The 22457-nt window shown below is 62.8% G+C and carries 30 protein-coding genes and 1 tRNA gene; 15 read left to right on the top strand and 16 right to left on the bottom strand.

All coding sequences use genetic code 11. The annotated features are described in order from the left end of the window. Positions 1-41 precede the first annotated feature (41 nt). The 8 genes from pal to C1924_RS20355 all read left to right on the top strand — a co-directional run bounded on the left by pal (position 42) and on the right by C1924_RS20355 (position 7615). The gene (pal, locus tag C1924_RS15315) at positions 42-560 is read left to right on the top strand and encodes a peptidoglycan-associated lipoprotein Pal (protein WP_108766068.1); all 519 of its coding nucleotides are present in this window, start codon (positions 42-44) and stop codon (positions 558-560) included. Positions 561-563: 3 nt separating this feature from the next. After that, a complete protein-coding gene (gene ybgF, locus C1924_RS15310) occupies positions 564-1385 on the top strand; it encodes a tol-pal system protein YbgF (protein ID WP_108766067.1) in 822 nt (273 codons plus the stop codon). 177 nt (positions 1386-1562) lie between these two features. Then, positions 1563-2264, top strand: coding sequence for a 7-carboxy-7-deazaguanine synthase QueE (gene queE / locus C1924_RS15305; protein WP_108766066.1), 702 nt, complete (start codon positions 1563-1565; stop codon positions 2262-2264). Between the two features lie 78 nt (positions 2265-2342). Then, the gene (queC, locus tag C1924_RS15300) at positions 2343-3008 is read left to right on the top strand and encodes a 7-cyano-7-deazaguanine synthase QueC (RefSeq protein ID WP_108766065.1); all 666 of its coding nucleotides are present in this window, start codon (positions 2343-2345) and stop codon (positions 3006-3008) included. 1005 nt (positions 3009-4013) lie between these two features. Next, positions 4014-4089 (top strand) — tRNA-Lys (locus C1924_RS15295). 527 nt (positions 4090-4616) lie between these two features. After that, the gene (locus tag C1924_RS15285) at positions 4617-4889 is read left to right on the top strand and encodes a hypothetical protein (protein WP_159094815.1); all 273 of its coding nucleotides are present in this window, start codon (positions 4617-4619) and stop codon (positions 4887-4889) included. A 100-nt stretch (positions 4890-4989) separates the two neighbouring features. Then, positions 4990-5979, top strand: coding sequence for a hypothetical protein (locus tag C1924_RS15280; RefSeq protein ID WP_159094814.1), 990 nt, complete (start codon positions 4990-4992; stop codon positions 5977-5979). After that, positions 5969-7615, top strand: a complete 1647-nt coding sequence (locus C1924_RS20355) for a hypothetical protein (protein ID WP_159094813.1) — start codon at positions 5969-5971, stop codon at positions 7613-7615. The genes C1924_RS15280 and C1924_RS20355 overlap by 11 nt, the downstream gene beginning before the upstream one ends. A 56-nt stretch (positions 7616-7671) precedes the next feature. Here C1924_RS20355 and C1924_RS15270 read toward each other — a convergent pair whose 3' ends face one another. From C1924_RS15270 to C1924_RS20620, 16 genes are all read right to left on the bottom strand, one after another. Continuing rightward, a complete protein-coding gene (locus C1924_RS15270; RefSeq protein ID WP_216821552.1) occupies positions 7672-8817 on the bottom strand; it encodes an integrase in 1146 nt (381 codons plus the stop codon). Next, positions 8817-9032 (bottom strand): hypothetical protein, encoded by a 216-nt coding sequence (locus C1924_RS15265; protein ID WP_099819101.1) that lies wholly within the window; start codon positions 9030-9032, stop codon positions 8817-8819. Before C1924_RS15265 ends, C1924_RS15270 begins: the two co-directional genes overlap by 1 nt. Continuing rightward, positions 9029-9319 (bottom strand): hypothetical protein, encoded by a 291-nt coding sequence (locus C1924_RS15260; RefSeq protein WP_108766059.1) that lies wholly within the window; start codon positions 9317-9319, stop codon positions 9029-9031. The genes C1924_RS15265 and C1924_RS15260 overlap by 4 nt, the downstream gene beginning before the upstream one ends. Continuing rightward, positions 9316-9969, bottom strand: a complete 654-nt coding sequence (locus tag C1924_RS15255; protein WP_108766058.1) for a hypothetical protein — start codon at positions 9967-9969, stop codon at positions 9316-9318. Before C1924_RS15255 ends, C1924_RS15260 begins: the two co-directional genes overlap by 4 nt. Before the next feature lie 125 nt (positions 9970-10094). Continuing rightward, positions 10095-10289, bottom strand: coding sequence for a hypothetical protein (locus tag C1924_RS15250; RefSeq protein WP_159094812.1), 195 nt, complete (start codon positions 10287-10289; stop codon positions 10095-10097). Beyond that, positions 10286-10993, bottom strand: coding sequence for a hypothetical protein (locus C1924_RS15245; RefSeq protein WP_108766056.1), 708 nt, complete (start codon positions 10991-10993; stop codon positions 10286-10288). Before C1924_RS15245 ends, C1924_RS15250 begins: the two co-directional genes overlap by 4 nt. Positions 10994-11004: 11 nt before the next feature. After that, positions 11005-11382 carry a hypothetical protein gene (locus C1924_RS15240; RefSeq protein ID WP_108766055.1) on the bottom strand — a complete coding sequence of 126 codons (378 nt, stop codon included), beginning with the start codon at positions 11380-11382 and terminating at the stop codon, positions 11005-11007. Between the two features lie 5 nt (positions 11383-11387). Beyond that, positions 11388-11891, bottom strand: a complete 504-nt coding sequence (locus tag C1924_RS15235; protein WP_108766054.1) for a hypothetical protein — start codon at positions 11889-11891, stop codon at positions 11388-11390. Next, complete coding sequence (locus C1924_RS15230; protein ID WP_108766053.1) at positions 11888-12127, bottom strand: hypothetical protein; 240 nt, start codon at positions 12125-12127, stop codon at positions 11888-11890. Before C1924_RS15230 ends, C1924_RS15235 begins: the two co-directional genes overlap by 4 nt. Next, the gene (locus tag C1924_RS15225; RefSeq protein WP_108766052.1) at positions 12124-12450 is read right to left on the bottom strand and encodes a hypothetical protein; all 327 of its coding nucleotides are present in this window, start codon (positions 12448-12450) and stop codon (positions 12124-12126) included. Before C1924_RS15225 ends, C1924_RS15230 begins: the two co-directional genes overlap by 4 nt. Beyond that, a complete protein-coding gene (locus tag C1924_RS15220; protein ID WP_108766051.1) occupies positions 12447-12719 on the bottom strand; it encodes a hypothetical protein in 273 nt (90 codons plus the stop codon). The genes C1924_RS15225 and C1924_RS15220 overlap by 4 nt, the downstream gene beginning before the upstream one ends. Positions 12720-12733: 14 nt before the next feature. Continuing rightward, positions 12734-13054, bottom strand: a complete 321-nt coding sequence (locus tag C1924_RS15215) for a hypothetical protein (RefSeq protein ID WP_108766050.1) — start codon at positions 13052-13054, stop codon at positions 12734-12736. 2 nt (positions 13055-13056) lie between these two features. Beyond that, positions 13057-13206 carry a hypothetical protein gene (locus tag C1924_RS20430; RefSeq protein WP_174208965.1) on the bottom strand — a complete coding sequence of 50 codons (150 nt, stop codon included), beginning with the start codon at positions 13204-13206 and terminating at the stop codon, positions 13057-13059. Next, positions 13203-13523, bottom strand: a complete 321-nt coding sequence (locus tag C1924_RS15210; protein WP_159094811.1) for a hypothetical protein — start codon at positions 13521-13523, stop codon at positions 13203-13205. The genes C1924_RS20430 and C1924_RS15210 overlap by 4 nt, the downstream gene beginning before the upstream one ends. After that, entirely contained in the window at positions 13520-13744 is a 225-nt protein-coding gene (locus tag C1924_RS15205) for a hypothetical protein (RefSeq protein WP_108766048.1), read from the bottom strand. Before C1924_RS15205 ends, C1924_RS15210 begins: the two co-directional genes overlap by 4 nt. Before the next feature lie 577 nt (positions 13745-14321). Further along, complete coding sequence (locus tag C1924_RS20620) at positions 14322-15020, bottom strand: S24 family peptidase (RefSeq protein ID WP_254051152.1); 699 nt, start codon at positions 15018-15020, stop codon at positions 14322-14324. Between the two features lie 563 nt (positions 15021-15583). Here C1924_RS20620 and C1924_RS15190 point away from each other — a divergent pair. From C1924_RS15190 to C1924_RS15155, 7 genes are all read left to right on the top strand, one after another. Further along, positions 15584-16114: a hypothetical protein gene (locus C1924_RS15190; RefSeq protein ID WP_108759573.1), complete on the top strand. Its 531-nt coding sequence runs from the start codon at positions 15584-15586 to the stop codon at positions 16112-16114. A 73-nt stretch (positions 16115-16187) separates the two neighbouring features. Continuing rightward, positions 16188-16346, top strand: a complete 159-nt coding sequence (locus tag C1924_RS15185; RefSeq protein WP_216821550.1) for a hypothetical protein — start codon at positions 16188-16190, stop codon at positions 16344-16346. A gap of 175 nt (positions 16347-16521) precedes the next feature. Further along, positions 16522-18936, top strand: coding sequence for a DUF5906 domain-containing protein (locus C1924_RS15180; RefSeq protein WP_108766047.1), 2415 nt, complete (start codon positions 16522-16524; stop codon positions 18934-18936). A gap of 342 nt (positions 18937-19278) precedes the next feature. Continuing rightward, positions 19279-19923: a hypothetical protein gene (locus C1924_RS15170; protein ID WP_108759570.1), complete on the top strand. Its 645-nt coding sequence runs from the start codon at positions 19279-19281 to the stop codon at positions 19921-19923. Continuing rightward, the gene (locus C1924_RS15165; protein WP_254051151.1) at positions 19920-21851 is read left to right on the top strand and encodes a phage terminase large subunit family protein; all 1932 of its coding nucleotides are present in this window, start codon (positions 19920-19922) and stop codon (positions 21849-21851) included. The genes C1924_RS15170 and C1924_RS15165 overlap by 4 nt, the downstream gene beginning before the upstream one ends. Continuing rightward, the gene (locus C1924_RS15160) at positions 21848-22165 is read left to right on the top strand and encodes a hypothetical protein (protein ID WP_216821548.1); all 318 of its coding nucleotides are present in this window, start codon (positions 21848-21850) and stop codon (positions 22163-22165) included. Before C1924_RS15165 ends, C1924_RS15160 begins: the two co-directional genes overlap by 4 nt. Positions 22166-22244: 79 nt before the next feature. Further along, entirely contained in the window at positions 22245-22457 is a 213-nt protein-coding gene (locus tag C1924_RS15155; RefSeq protein WP_108766045.1) for a hypothetical protein, read from the top strand.

Here is a 22457-nt window from a genome sequence, read left to right as displayed (position 1 = left end):
TCTTGACCCCTCATCGGCCTAGGAGCCACAAAGGTATTGCCATGAACAAGTCCACCCGCGTTCTGCTTGTTTCCCTGCTGTCCGTGGCCGTCCTGGCCGGTTGCTCGAAGAAGGTGAAGGAAGAAGCCCCGGCTTCGGTCGACACCGGCACCTCGACCACCGCTCCGACCGGTCCGTCCACCTCCGGCCTGTACGGCCCGGGCGACCTGGACACCGACGCCTGCCTGCGTCAGCGCGTTGTCTACTTCGATCTGGACAAGGAAGACGTGAAGCCGGAATTCCAGGCGATCATGGCTTGCCATGCCAAGTACCTGCGTGACCGTCCGTCCTCGCGCATCACCCTGCAGGGCCACACCGACGAGCGCGGTTCGCGCGCGTACAACCAGGCCCTGGGCGAGCGTCGTGGCAACGGCGTCAACTCGGCCCTGCAGGCCAACGGTGGCTCGGCTTCGCAGCTGACCGTCGTGTCCTACGGTGAAGAGCGTCCGGTCTGCACCGAGTCGAACGAGTCCTGCTGGTCGCAGAACCGTCGCGTCGAAATCGTCTACACCGCGCAGTAATCCATGCGCATCGGCATCAAACTGATGCTGGTCGTTGCGGCAGCCCTTGTGGCTGCCGCACCGGCGCATGCACAGCGACAGAGCCTGGCCGACCGTGTCGGCGCGCTCGAGCAGCAGATGTACAACAACAGTGCCAACCAGGACCTGTTGAACCAGATCAATCAGCTGCGGCAGCAGGTCACCAGCCTGCAGTCGACCCTCGAGCAGATCCAGCACGAAAACGCCCAGCTCAAGCAGTCCGCCCAGGACCAGTACCTGGATCTGGACAGCCGCCTGAACCGGTTGGAAGGGGGCAATGCAGCGCCGCCGGCCCTGCCGCCCGTTCCGGCAACCACGTCGAAGGCCCCCGCGGCCCCGGCGCAGCCCACTGCAGCGGCCACTTCCGAGCGGCCGCCATCGGTGCATGGCGACCCGGGCAGCCTGGCGGCCACCGGTGACGAACGCACCTCGTACAACGTCGCCTTCGATGCGCTCAAGGCCGGCAAGTACGACGATTCGGCGCAGCTGTTCCTGAGCTTCCTGGAGCTGTACCCGAACGGCGTCTACACCCCCAACGCGCTGTACTGGCTGGGTGAGAGCTACTACGCCACCCGCAATTTCCCGATGGCCGAGACCCAGTTCCGCGAACTGCTCTCGCGTTATCCCACGCACGACAAGGCCTCTGGCGGCCTGCTGAAGGTTGGCCTCTCGCAGTATGGCGAGGGCAAGGTCGACCTGGCCCAGCAGACCCTGGAAACCGTCGTGGCGCAGTACCCGGGCTCGGACGCCGCGCGCACCGCGCAGGACCGCCTGCAGTCCATCCGCCTGGGTCGGCAGATCCGCTGACCTGCCTGCCGGGCGTACAATGCGCAACCTGTAGAGCCGAGCCCATGCTCGGCTGCTTTCGTTTCCGGCGGCGGTAACGCTGCCCGGTTGCCTGCTGTAGAGCCGAGCCATGCTCGGCTGCATTCGTTACCAGCCACGGTAGCCCCCAGCCACGTGTTCCATGAAGAAGTCCCCGCCATGACCGCCGTTACCCCGTCCGCCGCCGTCGCGACCCCCAGCGAAATCGTGCAGTCGCCGCTGCCCCGGCTGAAGATCACCGAGATCTTCACCTCGCTGCAGGGCGAAGCCGATACCGCCGGCTGGCCGACCGTGTTCGTGCGCCTCACCGGCTGCCCGCTGCGCTGCCAGTACTGCGACACGGCCTATGCCTTCCACGGCGGCACCTGGTGGGATATCGACGACATCGTGGCCGAGGTGCTGGCCCAGGGCGTGCGCCATGTCTGCGTGACCGGCGGCGAACCGCTGGCGCAGAAGCGCTGCCTGGTGCTGCTGGAAAAGCTGTGCGATGCCGGCATGGACGTCTCGCTGGAAACCTCCGGCGCACTGGATGTCAGCGCGGTCGACCCGCGCGTTTCGCGCGTTGTGGACATCAAGACGCCGGGCTCGGCCGAAGCCGCGCGCAATCGCCTGGAAAACCTGCCGCTGCTGACCGCGCGCGACCAGATCAAGTTCGTCATCTGCAGCCGCGAGGATTACGACTGGGCCAAGGGCATGCTGGCCGAACACGCGCTGGTCGAGCGCTGCACCGTGTTCTTCTCGCCCAGCAAGGGCGAGATCACCGCCCGCCAGCTGGCCGACTGGATCGTGGAAGACCGCTTGCCGGTGCGTTTCCAGATGCAGTTGCATAAAATTCTGTGGAACGACGAGCCGGGCCGATGAGCCTGGGCGTTGTGCCCTGATGTAGTTCCGGCGCGGGACAGCGTGCTGGCTTTCCCCTCCCAACCGGACATTTTTTCCATGAAGAAGGCAGTCGTGCTTCTCTCCGGCGGCATGGATTCAGCCGCCGTCATCGCCATGGCCCAGGAACAGGGCTTTGCCGTGCATGCCCTGAGCGTGCGCTACGGCCAGCGCCATACCTCCGAACTGGACGCAGCGGTACGCGTGGCCAAGGCCCAGGGCGTCATCGCCCACAAGACCGTGGACGTGGACCTGCGCAGCATCGGCGGTTCGGCCCTGACCGATGACATCGACGTACCCGAAGCGGGCGGCGAGGGCATTCCGGTGACGTACGTGCCGGCTCGCAACACCATCATGCTGTCGCTGGCCCTGGGCTGGGCCGAAGTGCTCGGCGCCAACGACATCTTCTGCGGCGTCAACGCCGTGGATTACTCGGGCTACCCCGATTGCCGCCCCGAGTTCATTGCCGCCTTCCAGGCGCTGGCCAACCTGGCCACCAAGGCCGGCGTGGAAGGAGCGGGCATCACCGTGCACGCACCGCTGCAGTTCCTCAGCAAGGCGCAGATCGTCAGCGAAGGCGTGCGCCTGGGCGTGGATTTCGGCTTGACCGTGTCCTGCTACAACGCCGATGCCAACGGCGCCGCCTGCGGCCATTGCGATGCCTGCCGCCTGCGCGCACAGGGCTTCGCCGACGCCGGCGTAGCCGACCCCACGCTGTACGCCTGACGGTAGTGCCGGCCGCTGGCCGGCATTCCCGGCGGATGCGAACCGGCCCTTGGTGGGTGCGAACCGTTGGTTCGCACGCTCTCCGCCTGGCCTGGGGCGGTGATACCGGCTCCCGCTGGTAGGTGCGAACCGTTGGTTCGCACGCTCTCCGCCGTGCATGGCCCAGCGCTGCCGGCTCCCCCTGGTAGGTGCGAACCGTTGGTTCGCACGCTCTCCGCCAGACATGGCCTGGTGCAACCGGCTCCCTCCGGTAGGTGCGAACCGTTGGTTCGCACGCTCTCCGCCAGACATGGCCTGGTGCAACCGGCTCCCTCCGGTAGGTGCGAACCGTTGGTTCGCACGCTCTCCGCCTGGCATGGCCCGGTTCAACCGGCTCCTTCTGGTAGGTGCGAACCGTTGGTTCGCACGCCCTCCGCCGTGCATGGCCCGGCGCTGCCGGCTCCCTCTGGTAGGTGCGAACCGTTGGTTCGCACGCTCTCCGCCTGGCTTGGGCCGGTGCTACAGGCTCCTTCTGGTAGGTGCGAACCGTTGGTTCGCACGCTCTCCGCCTGGCATGGCCCGGTGCTGCCGGCTCCCTCTGGTAGGTGCGAACCGTAGGTTCGCACGCTCTCCGCCTGGCATGGGCCGGCGCTGCCGGCTCCCTCTGGTAGGTGCGAACCGTTGGTTCGCACGCTCTCCGCCTGGCATGGCCCGGTGCAACCGGCTCCCTCTGGTAGGTGCGAACCGTTGGTTCGCACGCTCTCCGCCTGGCATGGCCCGGTGCAACCGGCTCCCTCCGGTAGGTGCGAACCGTTGGTTCGCACGCTCTCCGCCTGGCTTGGGCCGGTGCTACGGGCTCCTTCTGGTAGGTGCGAACCGTTGGTTCGCACGCTCTCCGCCTGGCATGGCCCGGTGCAACCGGCTCCCTCCGGAAGGTGCGAACCGTTGGTTCGCACTCCATGGTGTTCCCACCAGACCATCAAAGTAGGGTAAAATGCCGACCCCGCCGAAAGGCAGGGCATGCAGGGGCCGTTAGCTCAGTCGGTAGAGCAGAAGACTTTTAATCTTTTGGTCGATGGTTCGAATCCATCACGGCCCACCAATGCAATCAGTCACATACGGCGCCCAAGCGGGCGCTTTTTCTTTGCCTCCGTAATTGCCTCCGTAATTCGCGGACTCGGCAGGGTACTGGTCGCGCCCCGACGATCACCACTGGCGCAGATTTCGGTCCTTGGTCATCACTGAATGGTCCCTTTCTATTCAGCTTCGCTAAGAGGATGCAGCTAATTCTCTTGGGGGATTGCGACCAATTTGACCTATTTTTTATTTACAATTCGCTACAACGTGTTCAACCCCATACCTACGCGAGAACGAGATGTCAACCACTCTGTCCACCTTCAAGTTTGATCAGCGCTTGACTGAGACCATTGAGGAGCTCAAGCAAAGCACGGACGCTACTTCGAAGTCGGAGATCGTGCGACGAGCAATCGCTCTCCTAAAGGTCGTCCAGGACGCGAAGGCCAAGGGTGAGCGAATCGTCCTGGTCACTGAGGACGGAAGTAAGGAACGTGAGATCGTCCTTCCATGACGGCTCCGCACGTGGGTCCAGAGCAGTCTAGGCCTGCCCGCGTGCAGGATGCTGCTACGAAGATCTCGGAAGTCGAGAAGACCATAGGACAAGCGACTGAGTTTCCGCATGATCATGCTCGGTTCTCGCTTGCGAAATGGATTCTTGGCGTTCTTGCGGTTCTGACTTTCACAACACTTGCTTGCTTGATTTTCGCGCCGGACAGTCGCATCGCGGCGATGCAAGATTTCTTCGCTTTTGTGAAGGCGACTGTTCCGCCGTTGGTGACCTTGGTAGCTGGCTTCTATTTCGGGCAAACCGCGAAGCAAAGCTGACAGGCGAGCTCCATAAATCTATTAGAGAGTGAAGACAGTGGATGTCCTTCAATTAGGCCCGGCCGACAAGTTGGCCGGGCGCCTTCTAAACGACCGATGGATGGTTGCTGATCGCTTGATGAGAGATTCAGGCGATGATGAAGGCAGTAGGTGCGCCTGCTATAGAGCAGTGGCTGCCGGCACCGGCAGGCTAGCCTTTATTAAAGCATATGATTTTAAGCATGACGAATTGGCGGGTAATACGGAGCGCCTCGAGAGACTTCTAAGCGAGTTCAATAACGAGAAGCGTGTTCACGAGCATTGTAAAACTCGCAAGCTGAGCCGGGTCACCCAAATTTTTGATCACGGAGTGGTCATGGTTGAAGGTGAGCCTGTCCATTTCATAGTGTGCGAGTTCGCAGATAAGTCACTGCGCAACTATCATCCGCCAGGTCAGGAGGGTGTTCCTGCTTGGGAGCGTCTCGTCGCCTTACGCCAAACTGCCTCTGCCCTCGTTCAACTTCACGGGGTGGGGGTGGCGCATCAGGATGTAAAACCGAGCAATGCCGTATATTTTGAGGATGGCCGGATCAAGATTACGGACCTCGGAAGTTCCTCTTGTATCCATCTGCCTGCTCCGCCTCACGATGAGGAGCCATACGCTGGTCAGCTCAGTTATGCGCCCTATGAGTTGCTCTACGAGAAATCATTAACGAGCAATATTCCTTGGCAACGTCGCCGCTATGGGTGTGATGTTTTCCTCTTGGGGAATCTGATTTTCACATCATTTGTGGGCGGTTCCTTAACTGCCCTCATGTTGCATTGCGTTGCAGATGAACTAAGGCCAAGTGGATTCACGGGTGCCTATAGCGAGGTTATGCCCGATTTGTTGGCCGCGCACGCACTTCTCATTGACCCGGCCATAAACGCAGTCGCTCCAGCTTCGATCGCTAGCCATTTGGCGAGCTTGGTCTCGTCCCTATGTCACCCGGACCCGCTGCAACGTGGACTCGGGAGACTCAATAGTAAGGGTGAGAGAGCTTACGAGATGCACAGAGCAGTCTCGATGTTGGACTACTTGGCGTTGAAGGCTAAAAGAGATGAAAGATAGCTCCCGCAAGGATGAAGAGGACACCTGGGCAGAAGAAAACCTTGCTAGCCGAAGAATGGTTCCGAGGTGGCATTCGCCTGAGGTCGCGGCGGCAAAGGGTGAGCGGAACTCCAATTTGCAAGGCACGTCAAAGGTACCTGCACGTGCTGCTCGCTGGGTGTCTCAACTTGAAAGTGGCCTGGAAATTTCCGGTGACCCGCATCTGACCGTTGAGATAGCTGAGTCACATTTCATCGGGGGCGCGAGTGGCCAGATCACGTGGGCTCCAGAACTGTCGCGGCTCCAACGACTTTGGTCGTCTGCGCGATCTTCTGGATTGGACGATAACTATCAGCCATCAAATCCGGCCGAGCAAGCCAAGGCTGGGGTCGCGAAAGCAAGATCGACGCTCAAGGCTCAACCACGCCAACCTTTGGCTTGGTCAGAGCTTTCGAGAAGCCACCTAATTCTTGGTCAAGAATTAAGCGCGGTCCAAGCAATGTGGACAGCTCTACACTTGGCGCCTAATAACGCTTATATCACTCGAGCTGCTGCGAGGCTGTTTGTTCAGATTCAAGATCCAGAACAGGCTCTCTATGTCATCCGTCGCAGCGCCTTGGCGAAAATAGATCCCCGCATTTTGGCTGCCGAGATATCGATAGCTGACTCAAATCGAATGAAGGGAAGCTGGTCTGCAAACGCTCTGCGTATGTTGGGTGATTCTAACTATCGCCCATCATTTCTCAGTGACCTCACTGCAGCTATGGCTACGTTAGAAATGACTAACGGTAAGCACAAGCGGGCTCGGCAGCTTTTTGCAGAGAGCATGAATGCCCCTTCTGAAAACTCTTTGGCGCAGACGCAGTGGGCAAGCGAAAAAGATCACAAGATTGTGATCCCGCAGGCAGCTTGGGAAGTTCCAGGGAGTGACGAAGCTAGAGCTATGGCGGCCCGGGTTAGGCATGATTGGGATGCGGTGCTGGACGCTTCGGAGAGCTGGTTGTCCTCCGAGCCATTTGCATCGCGTCCTGCTGCAATGGCTTCGTTTGCGTCCTTCTCGGTGGATCAGAATAAGCGATCGGAGCGCATCGCTAGTCGGGCCCTTGTTTCTCATCCGGATGATGCGCTCTTGCTTAACAATCGATCTGTTGCGAGATCTTATTTGGGGGAAATTTCAGGCGCGATTGAAGATGTTGCCAGGGCCCTTAAGCACAACGAATTGGACGAGGATTACCCGGTTTTGTATGCCACGTTGGGCCTGGCTGCGTATAGAAATGGAAATTTTGATACCGGGAGGGAGTGCTATGTTCGTGCAATCGAGGATCTGACCAAGGAAAAGCGACTGAAGACGGCTGCGTCAGCGTCACTCTTCTGGATACGAGAAGAGCTTCGGATCAACCCATCATCTGAGTCTACGCTGGCTCTATTTGACCAGATCAAGAAGATGATGCCCAGGATTACGAAGGGTGAAAAGAATCCTGAGATTGATTCAATGCTTGAGTACTTAGATGCCTTTGCAGGGGTTGCCAATATTGATTTGCCTCAGGTAGTCGTAGAAAGAGACGGTGCTGAGGAGATCATGGAGCTCGCTGATACTTACCTTCCCAATAGAAATGGGGATACATCGCCGGCGGAGCTCGTCTCACGTGCTATTTAGAGCGGGCGGCATCTGGCTCTGTGTTTCCGGTAAAGACGTGCGGTTCGGTTTAAGTGCTATTCCGACGCTGGCCTCACCTTCGGAATGCTCTTGTCATAGACCTTCATCATTGCGTCGGTGACGCCCAGGGCGTCCTGCCTCTCGGCACGGTTTCCCACCGTGTCGGTGCCACCTTTTCGTTTGAGATCGTGCAGGCTGAAGCGTTCCTCGGCCACGATGACCCCGGAGCTGATAGCGAGTTGGATGAAGCGCTGCCAGGTGCTGTCCAAGCTGGTCTTTTGTAGCGGCTCGCCATGCTCTGCAAGGAACAGGTGGCGCTGTTCGGCCCGCATCTGCACCGGCAGTCTGTGGCGCGCGATGATGGCTTCGCGGCGCGTGATCGCGGCATCCCACGCGCTCCGCAGCCGTGGGGTCCACTCCACCAGGTTGTCGCGGCTGCGCTTCCGGCGATTCGTGTGCAACCCCTCGGTCGTGCCTTGCGCCTCGGTCAGCGTGAGCGTCTCAATGCCGCGCAGTCTGCAGAGGTAGCCCAGCTCCATGATCATCCACAGATAGGCCGGTACCGAACCCTCGGTTCGGGCTGTTCGCATGGAGCGCTCATGGGCGAATGCCAGCAGCTTTGCATAGGCTGCATCGGTAGGAAGACGCTGGCGCTTACGCTCCTTCGCCTGTTCCAAGCCCTGTGCAGGATTGTGGTCAACGAGTCCTCGATTAAGCGCCCATCGGAACACCAGGCGCGAGTAGCGCAGCACCTTATTTGCCTTGGTGGGCGTGCCTGCTGATTCGATCTTGTCGACCAAGCGCTGAAAATTGTGGTTGCGCAGCTTTGCCACTTGGAGCTTGCCGAATGGCACGCCAAGGTTGGTGGGATAGTTGATCAACACGTTCCGCGCTGACTCGTAGTCGTCGCGGGTGCCTGTGGCCAGGCCTTTGAATTTCGCGCTGTCGTGATACTGGGCGCATACCCATTCCACGGTCCCGGTGCTCTCGCCAGTCTCCATGATGCCGTGCAGCTCAGATAGCTTGGCGTCAGGGCCGGCAACTGTGCGGCGGGTCTTCCTGGGCCCGTCGATGCCAGTGGCCGTGTCCAATACGTACCATCGCCCACGGCCGGTCGCATCCCAGTACATTCCCTTGGGAATCTTGACCTGGTCAATGTGTGGCGGGATCGATGGATTGTGCTTTCTCGGTCGAGGTGCCATCAGATGACGTCATTTCCATAGGTGTCGTTGGAGGCCTGTTGCAGGCCGAGTGCTGCGTTCATCGCGGCTGCGGTGGTCCAGATGCCGCCCTTACCGTCGTACCTGTAGCGAATCCCTTCCTTGCGAGCCCACGCTTCCACAGTGGAGAGGCGCGGTCGTTCGCCGGGCCGACAGAGTTCCTGCAGATCCTGAAATTGGAGAACCTCTCCGATCATCGAGCCTCCTGGCCTGAGCGTCGGGGCGGATCAATCCCATAGGTCGCCGCCAACGCATTGGTCCACCGATACGCGGTCGCCCGACACACGTTGAACCTGGTGCACACGGCATCGATTGTCGGGAAGCGTGCCTGCTCATGCGCCCATTTGGAGAACTCCAGCACCGTGCGCAGGTGGCCGTAGCTGGCGAGGTCGTGCTTCACCTTGCGGATCTTAAGGACTGGGGGCATTGCGGCATCTGCGGAGAAGGCGGCCGCACCAATGCCCAGCGAAGATGAGAGGTTCATGCGAACAGGTCCAGTTGGCCCGGCAGCGCCGGGGGAGGGGCAGCGACGGCCAAGCAGGCGGGCCTTACGCGGATCAGGCACTCTCCCTCGCCACGCATTTGCCACGGTCTGCCGGCGATTGGCACAAGGTCGTGGAAGCCGCCACCTCCGCCCACGCGGTCCTTGATCTTGACTTGGTAGTAGTCCCTGCCGCCGAACTGTGTGTGGTGCCCGGGACGCGACAGCACGGCGACGACAGTGAAAACGGGAGTCAGAAGGTTCCATCCGCTGGCCCGCACTTCATCTTCGTAGTGCCAAGAGCCATCCAGATAGCGGTCCATGGATAGAACCTGGTCGCCCACCGCGAATGGCTCTAGGCTCTCGACATCGCCGTGCGCGGACATGTGAACCGGCGGGTAGAGTTCGCGGATCGAGAAGCACAGGCCGCGGCCGTTTACGTCAGTAAAGTCTGTGATGGGGAAGTAGGCGAGCGCAATCCCGCCATCCCGCAGCAGATAGAAGGCAGTTCCGCACGGGGTCGCCCCGGCCACCTCGTGCTTTCGTAAGGACTGGCGCGACCATCCGCCTTCCAGCAGATCGAGGACGACACGCTCTGCGAGATCCATTCCGATCTCCCGGTGCATCACGCGCTCTCGCTGTGCCTCAGCCATGAGCGCACCTCCGCCAGCACCGCGCTGCGGCCCTTCCAGCCTGCCGCCCCAGCCACAGGGCGGTGATACCGAGCAGGAACACGCCCAGCACGATGGCGAACCGCAGGGCCACGGTTGCGAGGTGGTCAGCCATTGCGCACCTCGGTGAGTGAGACCGATGCCGGATTTCCGACATCGGACAGCAACGGCGCACCGTTTCCGCGCAGCTGGAGCAGCCGGTTGGCCACGTCCATCTTGCTCATGCCCGGCTGCCCGAACAGGGCATCGGCGATCTGTGCGTCCAAGCGCTGGGATGCGCCGTCTGCCATAGAGGTATTCATGCGCGGACGTCCATGGCTTCGAGAGCGGCGATAGCCAAGGGGCGCACGAACCACGCAGCCAGGCCATCCTCCGTTTCGCCCAGCCACACCAAGCGCCAATCCACGCCCGGGGCCTCCGGGTTCCAGTCGATCATCTGCTGGGTGTTGGCGTACACGCCGGTACCGACGGATTCCTCCTCGAACTCTGCCTCCACCACGACCAGGTCGAAGCCCTGGGCGTAGAACAGCGGCAGGAGGGAGGATTCGCGGCCATCAGCCCACGCAGGCACATCCGGATGGCACATGACTTCGCCATGGCCGTCCCGCGCCGGCAGCCGTGCAGGGTCATACAGCCCGCGCCACGGATCTGCCGGATCGACGCCGGTACCAGTCTGGCCGCGCACCAGCTGTAGCAGCTGCGAGGCCTGCGCCAGCCGGGCCTTGGTGATATCGCAGAGCGGCGCGTCGCCATCTTGGAAGCTGCTGCGGAGCGCGTTGTACCAAGCCGCTACCGGTGCCTCGAACACGCGCAGATCCTGCACGCGGGGCAGGCGGGCGTACAGGTCGAGCAGCGCGGTCGATGCTTGAGCCAGAGGAACTACCTTTGCAGCGTTGGGAATCCACACCGCCTCAACGGCGATTGCCTCAAGGGTGCGGACGGCCTCGCGCAGCTCCGGGCACGCGTAGGCGATGGGAAGCTCTTTCGTCTGTTGGGTCGCGGTCATTGGGGTTCCTGCTAGAAGTCGACGTCGGTGTTGACGAATGCGCCGCCCAGCGGCGCGGGGTTGGGGGCCGCTGCAGCGCCAGCCGGGCGAGGGGAGATCGGCCCTGCGCGGCGATACCGGCGGTGGGGATCGGCCGCGTATCGGCCATCGTTCAGGCGGATCACCTGGTACTGTGGGAACGCGTCCGCCGGCAGGTAGGCTCTGGCCTCCGCAATGAGGTCGATGTAGCGCCCCTGCCACTCCGCGGGCATCGACTGCAGGGTCCGCCGGGTAATCACGTGGTACGCGGCGCGGGACTGTCCGAATGCCTGGTGAGCAGGACCGGTTGCATAAAGCACTTTGCGGGCCGTGGCGGCGTCGGAGGAGCGATCTGTGGAAGGGGCACTCATCAGGCTCAGTCCGCGCTTTGGGTCGGCAGGCGATCCATGTAGCCGCCGTGGTTGGCCGCATGGCGGCTCAACGTGGGGCGTAGCGGCGTGGTGCCCAGCTGCTCGATACGCCCGCCGTTGGCGCGGAACGCAGCCAGATCCTCGGCCAGCTGGTCGCGCTCGTAATCCTTGTGCCGCACGGTGGTTGACGCATCACTCGCGCGGCCGTTCTCGGGCAGCGCAGTGACCAGGGCGCGAAACGTCCGGCGTTCGCGGGGCTCGGCCGCGCGCAGCGGGGCAATGGCGTGCTGTACGTGACCCGCGAGGCGCCAGATGCCGATGCGGCCGGAGCGCGCGCAGGTGGCCTGGCCGCTGCGTGCCAGCCCGGTCAGCGTGTGGCTGATGACGTGGCTCGACTCATTGATGCGCCCGACAGTCCTCAGCTGTTCAATGGTTGCACCCTGCGGGAACTGCGCAAGAGCCTTGCGCACCTGGTCGGCGCGGCCGGTGTGCTGGGGGCGAGTACTCATGCGCGCGCTCCTGCAACCATCTGGCGCATGGCGTTGCCCAGGTGCAGTACGCGCGACGACTGATGCGCGACGGCATCGGCGTTGTTGGTCAGCACCAGGGTGTCGTCCAACGGGTAGGCGGTGTGCCCATCCCAGTCGTCCAGCACGTCCTTCATTCCGAAGTGTTCACGCAGCTCCTGCGCGTTGGCTGTTTTGCCGCAGCGTTGCGGCCCATAGATCACGACAGAGCGGCTCATGCGCGGATTCCTTTCGTGCTGCGCGTAGCGCGGTGGTTGGGGGAGATTGACCGGACGCGCACGCCCTGCCGGTCAAGCCAGCGGTGTGCGGCCTGAGCGGCCAGACGGTTGAAGGGGAAGGTCGTGCCGCCCAGGCGCAGCGAGTTATGCGATACCCCCACGCTCCGGCTGGCGCTGGCGGCGAGCTGCAGGAGCGATTCGCGGGGCGCGGCGGTGTACAGCCCGGCCCAGATCCAGCCTTGGCACACCATCAACACCAGCGACTCGCCCTGGTGGCCGGTGGCGAACTGCTGCTCGACCGGAAGGGTTGCTGCAGCGCTCATGCGGACAGCGCCAGGTCGCGGGCCTTGGCAATCTCAGCCTCGGCAGCGGCAAGGCCGGCGGCGGTCAAGGTCGCCGTGCGCGGAAGCTCCGGGTCGTCGAAGCGCACCAGGACGCGCTCATCCAGCCAGTTCATGACGCGGCGGGTGAAGACCTTCTCCGGTCGGTTCTTGGGCGCGAAGCCCGCGCGGGTGCGGTGAAGCGCGTGGTCCGAAGCGGCATGCGCTGCCAGCAGCGCTGCGCGTTCTTTCGGCTTGAGTGCGGCGGCCATGGCGTGTCTCCTGGTCAGGCTGCGATGGAGGTGGAAGGGGCGGCTGAAGCGAGCTCGGCCAGCACTTCGCCGCGGTGGCGGGCGAGGTGGGAAATCGGAATGCGGTAGTGCGCCAAGGTGGGATCGGTCCAGCGCAGCTCGGCCAACGCGGCGCGGTCGTAGGGGACCGGCCGGGTGGCGATGCCGCAGCGGTGGCACTCGATGTGGACCAGGTCGGGGCAGGCCGTGCCCAGGCGATGCCCTGTGGGCGCGCCGCTGGTGGTGACGATCTGGGGCCGGTGGCCGTGGCCACAGGTGGGGACCGATGCAGGCACTGGGCGGGAGGTCTGGCGCATGGTCAGCCCCTCACCGAACTGCTGGCTGCCCAGCGGGGCTTCGCGGCATCGCGGTCGGCGTGAGCGTCATGGATCTCGGCGACGCGCAGCGGCACGACGACGGCGGCCAAAAGCGCAACTGCCAGCCACGTGATGCGGAGACGGCGGCTCATGCTTCACCGCCTTTGACGCGGGCCAGCGCCGCTGCAAAGGCCAGCATTGAGTCCTCGCACTCGCGCCGAATCAGGTTCTGCGCCTGAAGGCCCTTGGATTCCCCCAGGGCGCGAAACGCGGTGGTCAGGCGATCACCCTGTTCAACCAGACTTGAGAAGGCCGAGTGCGCTGCGGCCAGGTCGACCGACTGGACTTTCAGCATCGATTCCCCGACACGGACCATGAAGTCGGTCGTTTCACCTGCCACTGCGCCGAAGTCGGCATTCACCCTAGAGATCCGGGCCAAAGTTTCCAGCGCGCTCTCATGACGTTTCATGCCCGCACCTCAGCCGACATATCCCGCGAGCAGGCTTCCAGGCGAAGGCTGGCAACGCCCATGCGGCGCGAGCGGCGCAGCTGGTTGCGGCTGTGCTCGCCCTTGCTGCGGGTCCACAGGGTCCGGGCGGTGCTGTGATCGCGGGCCGCCAGCGCCAGCAGGGCCTTGACGGCCAGCAGCGGCAGCAGAGTGGGGCTCGGATCGGCGTGGCGATGAGACATGGCGCGCTCCTGGTCAAGGGAGGGCGCCGGCGGGTCATCTGCCTAGGGCGGCTGCTGCCGCGAGAGGGGGAGCGGCAGGGTGACGACCCGCCGGTCGCCCGTCAGCAAGACCGCTGACGAGCGAAGTAAACCACAGCTTTATTTCGGATGTAAAGCGTAGGTTTATGAATTGGTGCCTAGCTCAGCGCCATCCACAGTACAGGAGCCCCTGTTCTTTGAAATTTCCCTGCAGGTAGCTGCTGTCCTCTATCAAAGGGCCAGGTGTGGATGCAGGCGAGGCATGTCCAACTACTACGAAGCGCTTCCATCCAACGTAGGCGCCGAGCAAGTTCTTAGCGTTCACCTCGCCGCAGAGCGCGAGCCGATTCTTCTCAGTGCTTGACCAGACGATCCGTTCTTTGCGGAAACGAGCGCTTTCTGCATCCGATAGAACATCGTCGAACGACGCTCGCGCAGCAGACCTGAACTGGTATTCCTGCACCTGCGAGCACGCAGTGAACGCGCACGCAGTAGCAGCCAGTGCCAAAATTTTGAACTTGAGGGCAGAGTTCGGTCGCATGAGCCTTGGCCGCTCCGGTTAGTTCAACCGGTCGATTCGGTTTCGCAGGTACACCTTCCCGCCGATAAGTGCGCCTGTCGGTAGGGGAAACGCCGGGTACAGGCCCGCGTTTGCACTCACCACATAGACGGCTTCTCCGCGATCCTGTAGTGCTTTGATTTGTTGGCCGTTGCCAGTGTTGATCAGGTAGATGCCGTCGCCATCGAAGGACGTGATTCCGGTGTCGACAATCAACGACTCGCCAGGCTGAACTACCGGAATCATAGAGTCACCTCGACCGGTCACCAGGACGAGTCGTCCAGGCGCCGGCACAAAGCCGACAACCGATCGAATGTATGCAGGTGTGAAGTCCATCGATTTGATGATCTCCGGGTAGTCATCATTGACCCGTCCGTCCCCCATGTCGGCTTCCCCATCCAGTTGCATGACACGCACATGCTCGCCTGCATGTCTCTCACCTAGTGAGATTGCTTCGCGCACGTCGTCGCCCTGGCTCTCTTTGTCGTCCACTCCAGCATCGAGGAAGTACTCCACGCGGCGGCCGGTATGGCGAGCGAGCGCGGGAATGTAGGCTTTGTCGATCGCGCCCTTCCGCTCCCAGCCTGTAATGGCTTGTGGATTGATTCCGCACTCTTTGGCTACCCGCGCTTTCGTGCCGCGCGGGGAGTGTTCGAAGGCGAAGCGAATCCGCCGGGCTAGTTCGTTATTGTCAAGCATTGCTTGATGATCGGCGGATGGCGGCTACTTTCCAATAAACCGGGGCTTTACAGCAAAGATAAAGCTGTGCTTTACTGCTGGCATGAGCGCAATTCTGACCGCGGTTGAGAAGACACAGGGGGGCCAAGTGGCACTGGCCCGAATCCTTGGCGTATCGCCCCAGCAACTGAATCAATGGGTCAAGGCATCGCGGCCGGTGCCGGCGAAGCATGCGCTGGCTATTGAGAGGGTCACGGGAGTGTCGAGGCATCTGCTTCGCCCAGACGTTTTCGGGGTGCTCGATCAAACCGGAGTGCCTAGCTGATGGCTGGGACGGGGGCAACCTGCGTCCGAAGTCGTGGGGCTGAGCGACTGGACTATGCGCAGCGCGGGGCTCGACGGGGCCGCGTCAAATCCAAAGAAGATTGCGGCAATGTCCGTCACTCCATGATTGACATCGAAATGGCGCATTGCGATGAAGCGCACGTGCCGTGGATGTTCAGCGGTCTTCGTCATGCGGATCATGTTGCTTCAGTCTGGGGGCTGTCTCCCACGATGAAATGCGCTGAAATTCAGGGGGAAGCATGACCTGCCTCCGCTCTGACCTGTACTGGCGGGATGCGCTGCACAACGCAGTGGCGCGCGCCCCAGGTGGCCTGCAGGATGCTGCCGCGCATATCAGTAAGCGCCGAGGTAAGTCGATATCGGCCGAGACGCTCCGTAAGAAGCTGCGGGGCATCGATGGTGAGTCGGTCTCCATGGAGATGGCCGAGATCCTGACGGACTACCTGCAGCAGTTCGTGGCCACTCAGGAGGCTGCTACCGATTGGGTGTGCTCCCTCGCAGGCCAGTACAACCTGATGGTGGACTACGTACCGCCGCCGCCCGAGGGCGGTTGGCCCGACGAGCTGGCCGCGATCCAGGCAAAGCTGCTGGAGCTGCACAAGCTGACAGGCGCGCTGGCCGGTGCCGGTATCGACGCACTGGCAGACAGGCGCCTTACCGTCCCCGAGGCGGATCGAATCCAGGACCTGTCGCGGGATGTGCGCAAGCTCTGCTACCGCCTGGAGCGCAATGCCTGCCGTGCTGCTGGTCAGCAGGGGATGGAGGACTGACGTGACCACACACCACGCCCATCGATCACGGTATCGACGGCGTGGCATAGCCAGCGCGTCTGCACGGCAGGCGATGGAACTGGCGGCTCTGGCGCTGACTGATGCGGTGCCCGGATTGATTGGTGAAGAAGCATTGGCAGAGCGCGAGCGCATCCGCCAGCGGCAAGAGCAGCAAGACAACCGGCAGCGCAGCCTGCCTTTGGGGAACCCTGATGTACCACGCAAGCATTGATTCGGCCCCATCCCCCCGGGTGGCTCGTGAAAGACCGCGTTTCGCCCGCGCTACTGAATCGGCCTTGGCATTGAGAGCGATTCTCGATTCCAGCGATGGGTCCTCCCTGGGCATCCCCGTCGCGGGTAATTCGGACCCCGTTCTTTGGGTAGACAGCAGGGCTGGAAACTACTGAATGTCTGAGAACTATGGGGATGTGCTGCAGCAGCTGCAGTCAGCCGGCCTGCTGGTCACCGAGCTGGACACCACCGGACGCATGATTCGCTGCCGTGTTGAGGGCTCACGCGAGCGCCGCGGCTGGTACGCGCTCCACGAACTGAATACGTCAGCCGGCGAAGTGCTGGTTGTCGGAACCTACGGCGTTTGGCACGGCAACGAAAACGGCGCAACGAAGGTCGATCTGCGCAAGCGCGATAAGACCTTCTCCGATGAGCAGCGCGAAGCGCTGCGCAACAGGCTGGCCGAGGACCGCCGCCGTGCAGAATCTGCCCGCCAGACTCAGGCAAAGCGGGCGGCAGAGCGTGCGTCGTCTGCCTGGGCAAAGGCCAACGCCGTTGGCGAAGCCGACTACCTGGTCAGCAAGGGCGTGCAGGGCTTCGGCCTTCGCTATGGCACTACCGGCGCGGCACTTGTCCCGCTGCTGGACGTCAACGGCCAAGTGCACGGCCTGCAGGTGCTGCGCAGCGCCAGGCTGGCTGCGGCAGGGCGCAAGCCAGCGAAGGAGTACTGGCCGGCCGGTATGGTCAAGAAGGGCCACTTCCACCTGATCGGCGGAAGCCCGCAGTGGATCCTACTAGTGGCCGAGGGCTATGCCACGGCGGCCACGCTGCACATGGCGACGGGCTACCCGGTGGCCGTGGCGTTCGATGCTGGCAACATGCTGGCCGTCGCCTCGGCCCTGGCGAAGCGCTATCGCGGCATCAAGATGCTGCTGTGCGCCGACGACGACGTGTTGCAGAAGTGCCGGCACTGCAAGAGCCGCCTGGTGCTGGCCGACCATCCGCAGTTCTGCCCATCGTGCGCGCAGCCGCATGGCGCGTCTAATGCCGGCCTGCTGGGTGCCGAGGCTGCAGCGCTGGACGTGGGCGGAGCAGTGCTGCACCCGGTCTTTTCCGATGAGCCGAGCAGGCGTGAGCGCTTCATCGACAGCGGCCGCAAGGTCAGCGACTTCAACGATCTGCACGCGCAGGAGGGCCTGCATGTCGTGCGGGCGCAGGTCGAGGCCCGTCTTACGGAGCTTTCATGGCGGGTGCCTGCAGAAAAACGCGCGCCTTCCATCACCAACGACGGGGGCGAGGGGAATGATCGCTTGGCTCCCATCCATTCGCTGACCGAGCTGCTCGAGCGCTTCGCGCTGGTCTATGGGCAGGGCGGCACGGTGTTCGATCACAAGGAACACATGCTGGTGGCGCTGGGTGACATGCGCGATGCCTGCGTGCGCAAGGAACTGCACCGGGCATGGATGGAGCACTCGGATCGTTCGATCGTACGTGTGCGCGAAGTCGACTTTGACCCGTCGTGCGAGAAGCCTGGGGTGACCTGCAATCTCTTTGCTGGTTGGCCGACAGTGCCGCAGGAAGGCAACTGCGACCGGCTGCTGCAGCTGCTCTGGCACATGTGCGGCAACGAGGCCAACCAGAAGGCGCTGTACGACTGGGTGGTCAAGTGGCTGGCCTACCCGCTGCAGCACCCTGGCGCCAAGATGAAATCGACCATCGTCATCCATGGTCCGCAGGGGACCGGCAAGAACATGTTCTTCGATGAGTACATGAAGCTCTACGGAGAGTATGGGCGGGTGCTTGACCAGGCGGCGCTGGAAGACAAGTTCAACGACTGGGCGAGCCGCAAGCTGTTCCTGCTGGCCGACGAAGTGGTTGCACGCACCGAGGTGTACCACCTGAAGAACAAGCTCAAGGCGCTGATCACGGGCGATCGCATTCGCATCAACCCGAAGAACATCCAGGCCTACGAGGAAGACAACCACGCCAACCTGGTGTTCCTCTCGAACGAGGCGATGCCGGTCGTGCTGGAAGAGGATGACCGGCGCCACGCGGTGATTTGGACCCCGGAGAAGCTGAGCCTGGAGTTCTACACCGAGGTGCTGGCCGATATCCGCAATGGCGCGACCGCAGCGCTGCACCACTATCTGCTGCAGGTTGACCTGACCGGGTTCACCAACGGCACGCATCCGCCGATGACGCATGCGAAGGAAGAGCTGATTGGCCTGAGCCAAGACAGCCCACAGCGCTTCCTGGACGAGCTCTACGGCGATGACATCCCGGGGCTGAAACCCATGCCGGCGCTGTCGAAGGAGTGGTACGAGGTCTACAAGGCCTGGTGCGCGCGCGAGGGTCTGCCGCGCCCGGCGCCGTCACCAAAGTTCATCAACGCGCTGGTCCGCAAGCGGCAGATCACCCATCCCGACAGGGCACGCAAGCGGTATCAGATCGAGCAGTCCGTGAATGGGCCTCATGGCTTCCTGATGCTCGGCGATTGCGCGGTGCCTGACGGGAAGACAGAGGCGGCGTGGCTGGGCGACCAGGTCGTGTCATTCCGGCGCATGTATTCCGACTACAAGGGGCGTGCGTGATCACTACGGCTATCAATGTGCGGTGTGTGCGGGATGTGCGGGCAGATGTGCGGGCATCGAATTGCCGTGAATCGCTTGCGGCAGTAGCAGTGTGCGGGACGTGCGGGCATCGGCCTACATGGGCGGGCGCGGGCGCGAACGGTTGTCCCGCCCCCACGCCGCAATGCGCCTCGCGTGCGTATGTAGGTGGCCGCACATCCCGCACACCCCGCACACGCCTTGTGCCGCAGCGATCTAGCGGCTATCGCATCCCGCACACGCCGCCGCACAGCCCGCACATGCTCGCGCGCGCGCGCTTTTCCGCTTTAACGATCTTCGAAGGAAATGGAGTAGGGGGAATCAATGGCTGAGGAAGACGTGACGATCACTGGCAAAGAGCTGGCCTCGCTGATCGGCTGCAAGCCGTCCTACGTGGTAGAGCTGAGGAAGAAGGGCAGGGTGGTGGTGGGTGAGGGCAGCAAGGGATTCCTGAAGGCCGCCTCCCTGGAGCTCTACGCTCGCACCGCAGACCCGGTTTATGCCGGTGTCGCCCAGCGCCATGCGGATGAGCGTGGCAGCTCGCTGGTGGGGAGTGGGGAGGGAGCCCGTGCCGTCGAGGCGGACATCGATTATGAGGAAGAGGACGGCGACGACGACGATGCCAGGGCTGCACGGCCGGGCCGCCCCCAGACGCCGGATTCCGCGCGCAAGGCCAAGGCGCTGGCCGACAAGGCAGAGACCGACGCGCACATGGCGCACATCGCGCTGCAGAAGGAGCTGGGGCTGCTGCTGCCGCGCGCGGACGTGGAGGCATTCCTCGCTGAGCATGCAACGACGTTCCGGGGTGCGATGGAGCGCCTGGCCGACACGCTGGCGCCGCAGCTCGCTGCAACGCTGGACGAGGCCGGCTGCCGGCGGCTGGTCTGGGATGAGGTGAGCCACGCCCTGGAAGAACTCAGCCAGGGCTTCCGCACGTTGGCGGCCAAGGCAGCGGAGGCTGCGGAATGATGGAGGCACAGAGCTGCCTGGCGTCGGTGCTGGCGCGCTCGCTGCAGCCGCGGCGGCCCATGAGCGTTTCGCAGTGGTGCGACGAACACATGCGTCTGTCCACCAAGAGCGGCAGCAAGCCCGGGCGCTGGGTGACGGACCGCAACCCGCCACTGCGTGAGCCGATGGACAACATGTCCGCCCGCAGCCCGGTGCATGACCAGGTCTGCATGTTCCCGATCCAGTTCGGCAAGAGTCAGCTGGCGACCAATGCCATGGCCTACTGGATGGACTATGCGCCGGGCCCGATGATGTATGCGCTGCCGGGTGAGGTATCCATGAACAAGTGGATCGCCCAGAAGCTCAACCCGATGATCGAGGTGTGCGCAGCGGTCAAGAAGGCGCTGACCAGCACCGCCAGCCGTGACAGCGCGAACCAGCGCACGTTCAAGGACTTCGCTGGCGGCCAGCTATTCGTGGAGCACATGGGTAGCCCGCAGCGCCTGAAGTCCTCGACGGTGAAGTACCTGCAGGTGGATGAGATCGATGAGGCTCCGCAGCAGCTCTCCACCGGCGACGATCCGGTGAAGATGCTGGACGGCCGCACGTCCTCCTTCCCGACCACCTACAAGCGGCAGTACATCAGCACGCCGGGCATCGCCGGACTTAGCCGGATAGCGAAGCTGTACGAAAAGAGCGACCAGCGCCGCTATCACGTGCCGTGCCCCCACTGCGGCCATTACCAGGCGCTGCAGTGGAGTGGCCTGGTGTGGTCGCCCGACAAGAGCCATGCGTGGTACGCCTGTTGCGAGTGCGGTGTCGCCATCGAGGAACACTTCAAGACCGACATGATCGTCAAGGGGCGATGGGTCGCGGCCAACCCGGATTCGCCGATTCGCGGCTACACCATCAATTGCCTGTACTACCAGTTTGGCCTCGGGCCGCGCTGGTTGGACCTGGTGAAGGAGTGGCTGGAGGCGCAGGGTGATCCTGCCTCCCTCAAAACCTTCGTGAATGACCGGCTGGCCGAGACGTGGGAAGACCCGTCGATGCGCGCGGTCAAGCACAACGTGATCAAGGATCGTGCCGAGCCGTACGCACTGCGCCTGGCGCCGCTCGGGGTGCTGGCGATCACAGTGGGTGTCGATACCCAAGATGGCCGTCTGGCGGTCCACACCGTTGGCTGGGGGCGTGGCATGACCGCATGGACGCTGGATTACGTGGAGCTGCAGGGAGATCCGGCCGAGGACGCAGTGTGGGTTGCGCTGACGGATCTTCTCAATCGCGCCATTGAGCGGGTGGACGGTGCTTTGCTACGACCGATGGCGGTTGCCACAGACGCGGGTGGGCACCGCACGGAGGCGGTCAAGAACTACGTGCGCCAGCGACGTGTCACCCGACCCATGTGTATTTTCGGCGCTGTTCCCAACAACGCCCCGGTGTTGTCGAAGGGGAAGCTGGTCGACGTGACCTGGAAGGGCAAGACCGACAAGCGCGGCATCACCATCCACCATGTGGGCACGGTTAATGCAAAGCACTACCTGTACAGCAGGCTCTCGGCCGATGCGGAACGTGAGGTAGCAACGCGCATGGTTCACTTCAGCGACCAGCTGCCTGAAGAGTTCTTTCCAGGCTTGGTTTCGGAGGTCTATAACCCGGTGAAGAATCGGTTCGAGAAGAGGGTGACCCGTAACGAGCCTTTGGATACCTGGGTGTACGCGTATGCGGCGGCACATCATCCCGAGGTCCGCTTGAATCGCTTCACCCGTGCGGATTGGGATCTGGTTGAACAGCGCTTGCTGTCGTCGGCCACTCCGGTGGCCGATGTTCCACGCGAGACGAATGTGGAGCCGGTCTCGCCGGGTGAGGATGCCGATTCCCGTGAAACATCCCTTCCGCCGAGGAAGGTTCGCTCCACGCCGGCGCAACAGTTCCGGAGGCAATGGTGAGCCGGAACACTGTTCGCCAGCGCATCCGTATCAACGAGCTGACTGATGAGCTGACCATTGGGGCGGCGCTGCGTCTTCGCTGCGATAGCGACGATATCCGCGAGGTGGTGGCGGCAGTCGTCGCCTACCTGGTCGAGGAGTATCCGGCCCAGGACTTGTACATCCCGGCCAGCCTGCAGGCACCCACATACCCTGTGGGCGAAATCAGGAAGGGGTTGGAACAGCAGGAATCGGTGCGCTCCCTCTGCAAGCGGTTCCGAATTGATCGGCGGACGCTGTACCGATTGCTGGATGAGCCCTCTGCGAACGGGTGAAGGGTGCGGGTGAGTTCCCCGAGACTCACCCGCACTTGGTACGGAAACTGGCATCCATGGAAACGCGGATGCCCCTTCAATGAGCTGGACCCAAGACGATGTGAAGCGCCTCAAGGTGGCCATCGCCAGCGGACAGCTTTCGGTGCGCCACGGGGACAGGCAGGTCACGTACCAGTCCGTCGAGGCAATGCTGACGGCGCTGGATCGTATGGAGTCTGAGCTTGCCGCTGCTGCACCTGCGCGGAAGCCGGCCACGCGCCGCTATCGGTTCACCACGTTGAGGGGCTTCTGA

Source organism: Stenotrophomonas sp. ESTM1D_MKCIP4_1 (assembly GCF_003086895.1).
Lineage (GTDB): Bacteria > Pseudomonadota > Gammaproteobacteria > Xanthomonadales > Xanthomonadaceae > Stenotrophomonas.
The sequence above is the reverse complement of the archived record's forward strand: the minus strand, read 5'-3'. Positions and strand labels throughout refer to the sequence as shown.

Bases quoted from the DNA above. Each gene is read 5' to 3' on its own strand.
- C1924_RS15270 (WP_216821552.1), bottom strand. From the start codon at position 8,817: ATGGCACCTCGACCGAGAAAGCACAATCCATCGATCCCGCCACACATT.
- C1924_RS15225 (WP_108766052.1), bottom strand. From the start codon at position 12,450: ATGAGCGCTGCAGCAACCCTTCCGGTCGAGCAGCAGTTCGCCACCGGC.
- C1924_RS15220 (WP_108766051.1), bottom strand. From the start codon at position 12,719: ATGGCCGCCGCACTCAAGCCGAAAGAACGCGCAGCGCTGCTGGCAGCG.
- C1924_RS20620 (WP_254051152.1), bottom strand. From the start codon at position 15,020: ATGCTTGACAATAACGAACTAGCCCGGCGGATTCGCTTCGCCTTCGAA.
- C1924_RS15265 (WP_099819101.1), bottom strand. From the start codon at position 9,032: ATGATCGGAGAGGTTCTCCAATTTCAGGATCTGCAGGAACTCTGTCGG.
- C1924_RS15215 (WP_108766050.1), bottom strand. From the start codon at position 13,054: ATGCGCCAGACCTCCCGCCCAGTGCCTGCATCGGTCCCCACCTGTGGC.
- C1924_RS15235 (WP_108766054.1), bottom strand. From the start codon at position 11,891: ATGAGTACTCGCCCCCAGCACACCGGCCGCGCCGACCAGGTGCGCAAG.
- C1924_RS15170 (WP_108759570.1), top strand. From the start codon at position 19,279: ATGGCTGAGGAAGACGTGACGATCACTGGCAAAGAGCTGGCCTCGCTG.
- C1924_RS15280 (WP_159094814.1), top strand. From the start codon at position 4,990: ATGGTTGCTGATCGCTTGATGAGAGATTCAGGCGATGATGAAGGCAGT.
- C1924_RS15245 (WP_108766056.1), bottom strand. From the start codon at position 10,993: ATGACCGCGACCCAACAGACGAAAGAGCTTCCCATCGCCTACGCGTGC.
- C1924_RS15205 (WP_108766048.1), bottom strand. From the start codon at position 13,744: ATGTCTCATCGCCACGCCGATCCGAGCCCCACTCTGCTGCCGCTGCTG.
- C1924_RS15240 (WP_108766055.1), bottom strand. From the start codon at position 11,382: ATGAGTGCCCCTTCCACAGATCGCTCCTCCGACGCCGCCACGGCCCGC.
- queC (WP_108766065.1), top strand. From the start codon at position 2,343: ATGAAGAAGGCAGTCGTGCTTCTCTCCGGCGGCATGGATTCAGCCGCC.
- queE (WP_108766066.1), top strand. From the start codon at position 1,563: ATGACCGCCGTTACCCCGTCCGCCGCCGTCGCGACCCCCAGCGAAATC.
- C1924_RS15250 (WP_159094812.1), bottom strand. From the start codon at position 10,289: ATGAATACCTCTATGGCAGACGGCGCATCCCAGCGCTTGGACGCACAG.
- C1924_RS20430 (WP_174208965.1), bottom strand. From the start codon at position 13,206: ATGAGCCGCCGTCTCCGCATCACGTGGCTGGCAGTTGCGCTTTTGGCC.
- C1924_RS15190 (WP_108759573.1), top strand. From the start codon at position 15,584: ATGACCTGCCTCCGCTCTGACCTGTACTGGCGGGATGCGCTGCACAAC.
- C1924_RS20355 (WP_159094813.1), top strand. From the start codon at position 5,969: ATGAAAGATAGCTCCCGCAAGGATGAAGAGGACACCTGGGCAGAAGAA.
- pal (WP_108766068.1), top strand. From the start codon at position 42: ATGAACAAGTCCACCCGCGTTCTGCTTGTTTCCCTGCTGTCCGTGGCC.
- ybgF (WP_108766067.1), top strand. From the start codon at position 564: ATGCGCATCGGCATCAAACTGATGCTGGTCGTTGCGGCAGCCCTTGTG.
- C1924_RS15185 (WP_216821550.1), top strand. From the start codon at position 16,188: ATGGAACTGGCGGCTCTGGCGCTGACTGATGCGGTGCCCGGATTGATT.
- C1924_RS15165 (WP_254051151.1), top strand. From the start codon at position 19,920: ATGATGGAGGCACAGAGCTGCCTGGCGTCGGTGCTGGCGCGCTCGCTG.
- C1924_RS15155 (WP_108766045.1), top strand. From the start codon at position 22,245: ATGAGCTGGACCCAAGACGATGTGAAGCGCCTCAAGGTGGCCATCGCC.
- C1924_RS15260 (WP_108766059.1), bottom strand. From the start codon at position 9,319: ATGAACCTCTCATCTTCGCTGGGCATTGGTGCGGCCGCCTTCTCCGCA.
- C1924_RS15230 (WP_108766053.1), bottom strand. From the start codon at position 12,127: ATGAGCCGCTCTGTCGTGATCTATGGGCCGCAACGCTGCGGCAAAACA.
- C1924_RS15255 (WP_108766058.1), bottom strand. From the start codon at position 9,969: ATGGCTGAGGCACAGCGAGAGCGCGTGATGCACCGGGAGATCGGAATG.
- C1924_RS15180 (WP_108766047.1), top strand. From the start codon at position 16,522: ATGTCTGAGAACTATGGGGATGTGCTGCAGCAGCTGCAGTCAGCCGGC.
- C1924_RS15210 (WP_159094811.1), bottom strand. From the start codon at position 13,523: ATGAAACGTCATGAGAGCGCGCTGGAAACTTTGGCCCGGATCTCTAGG.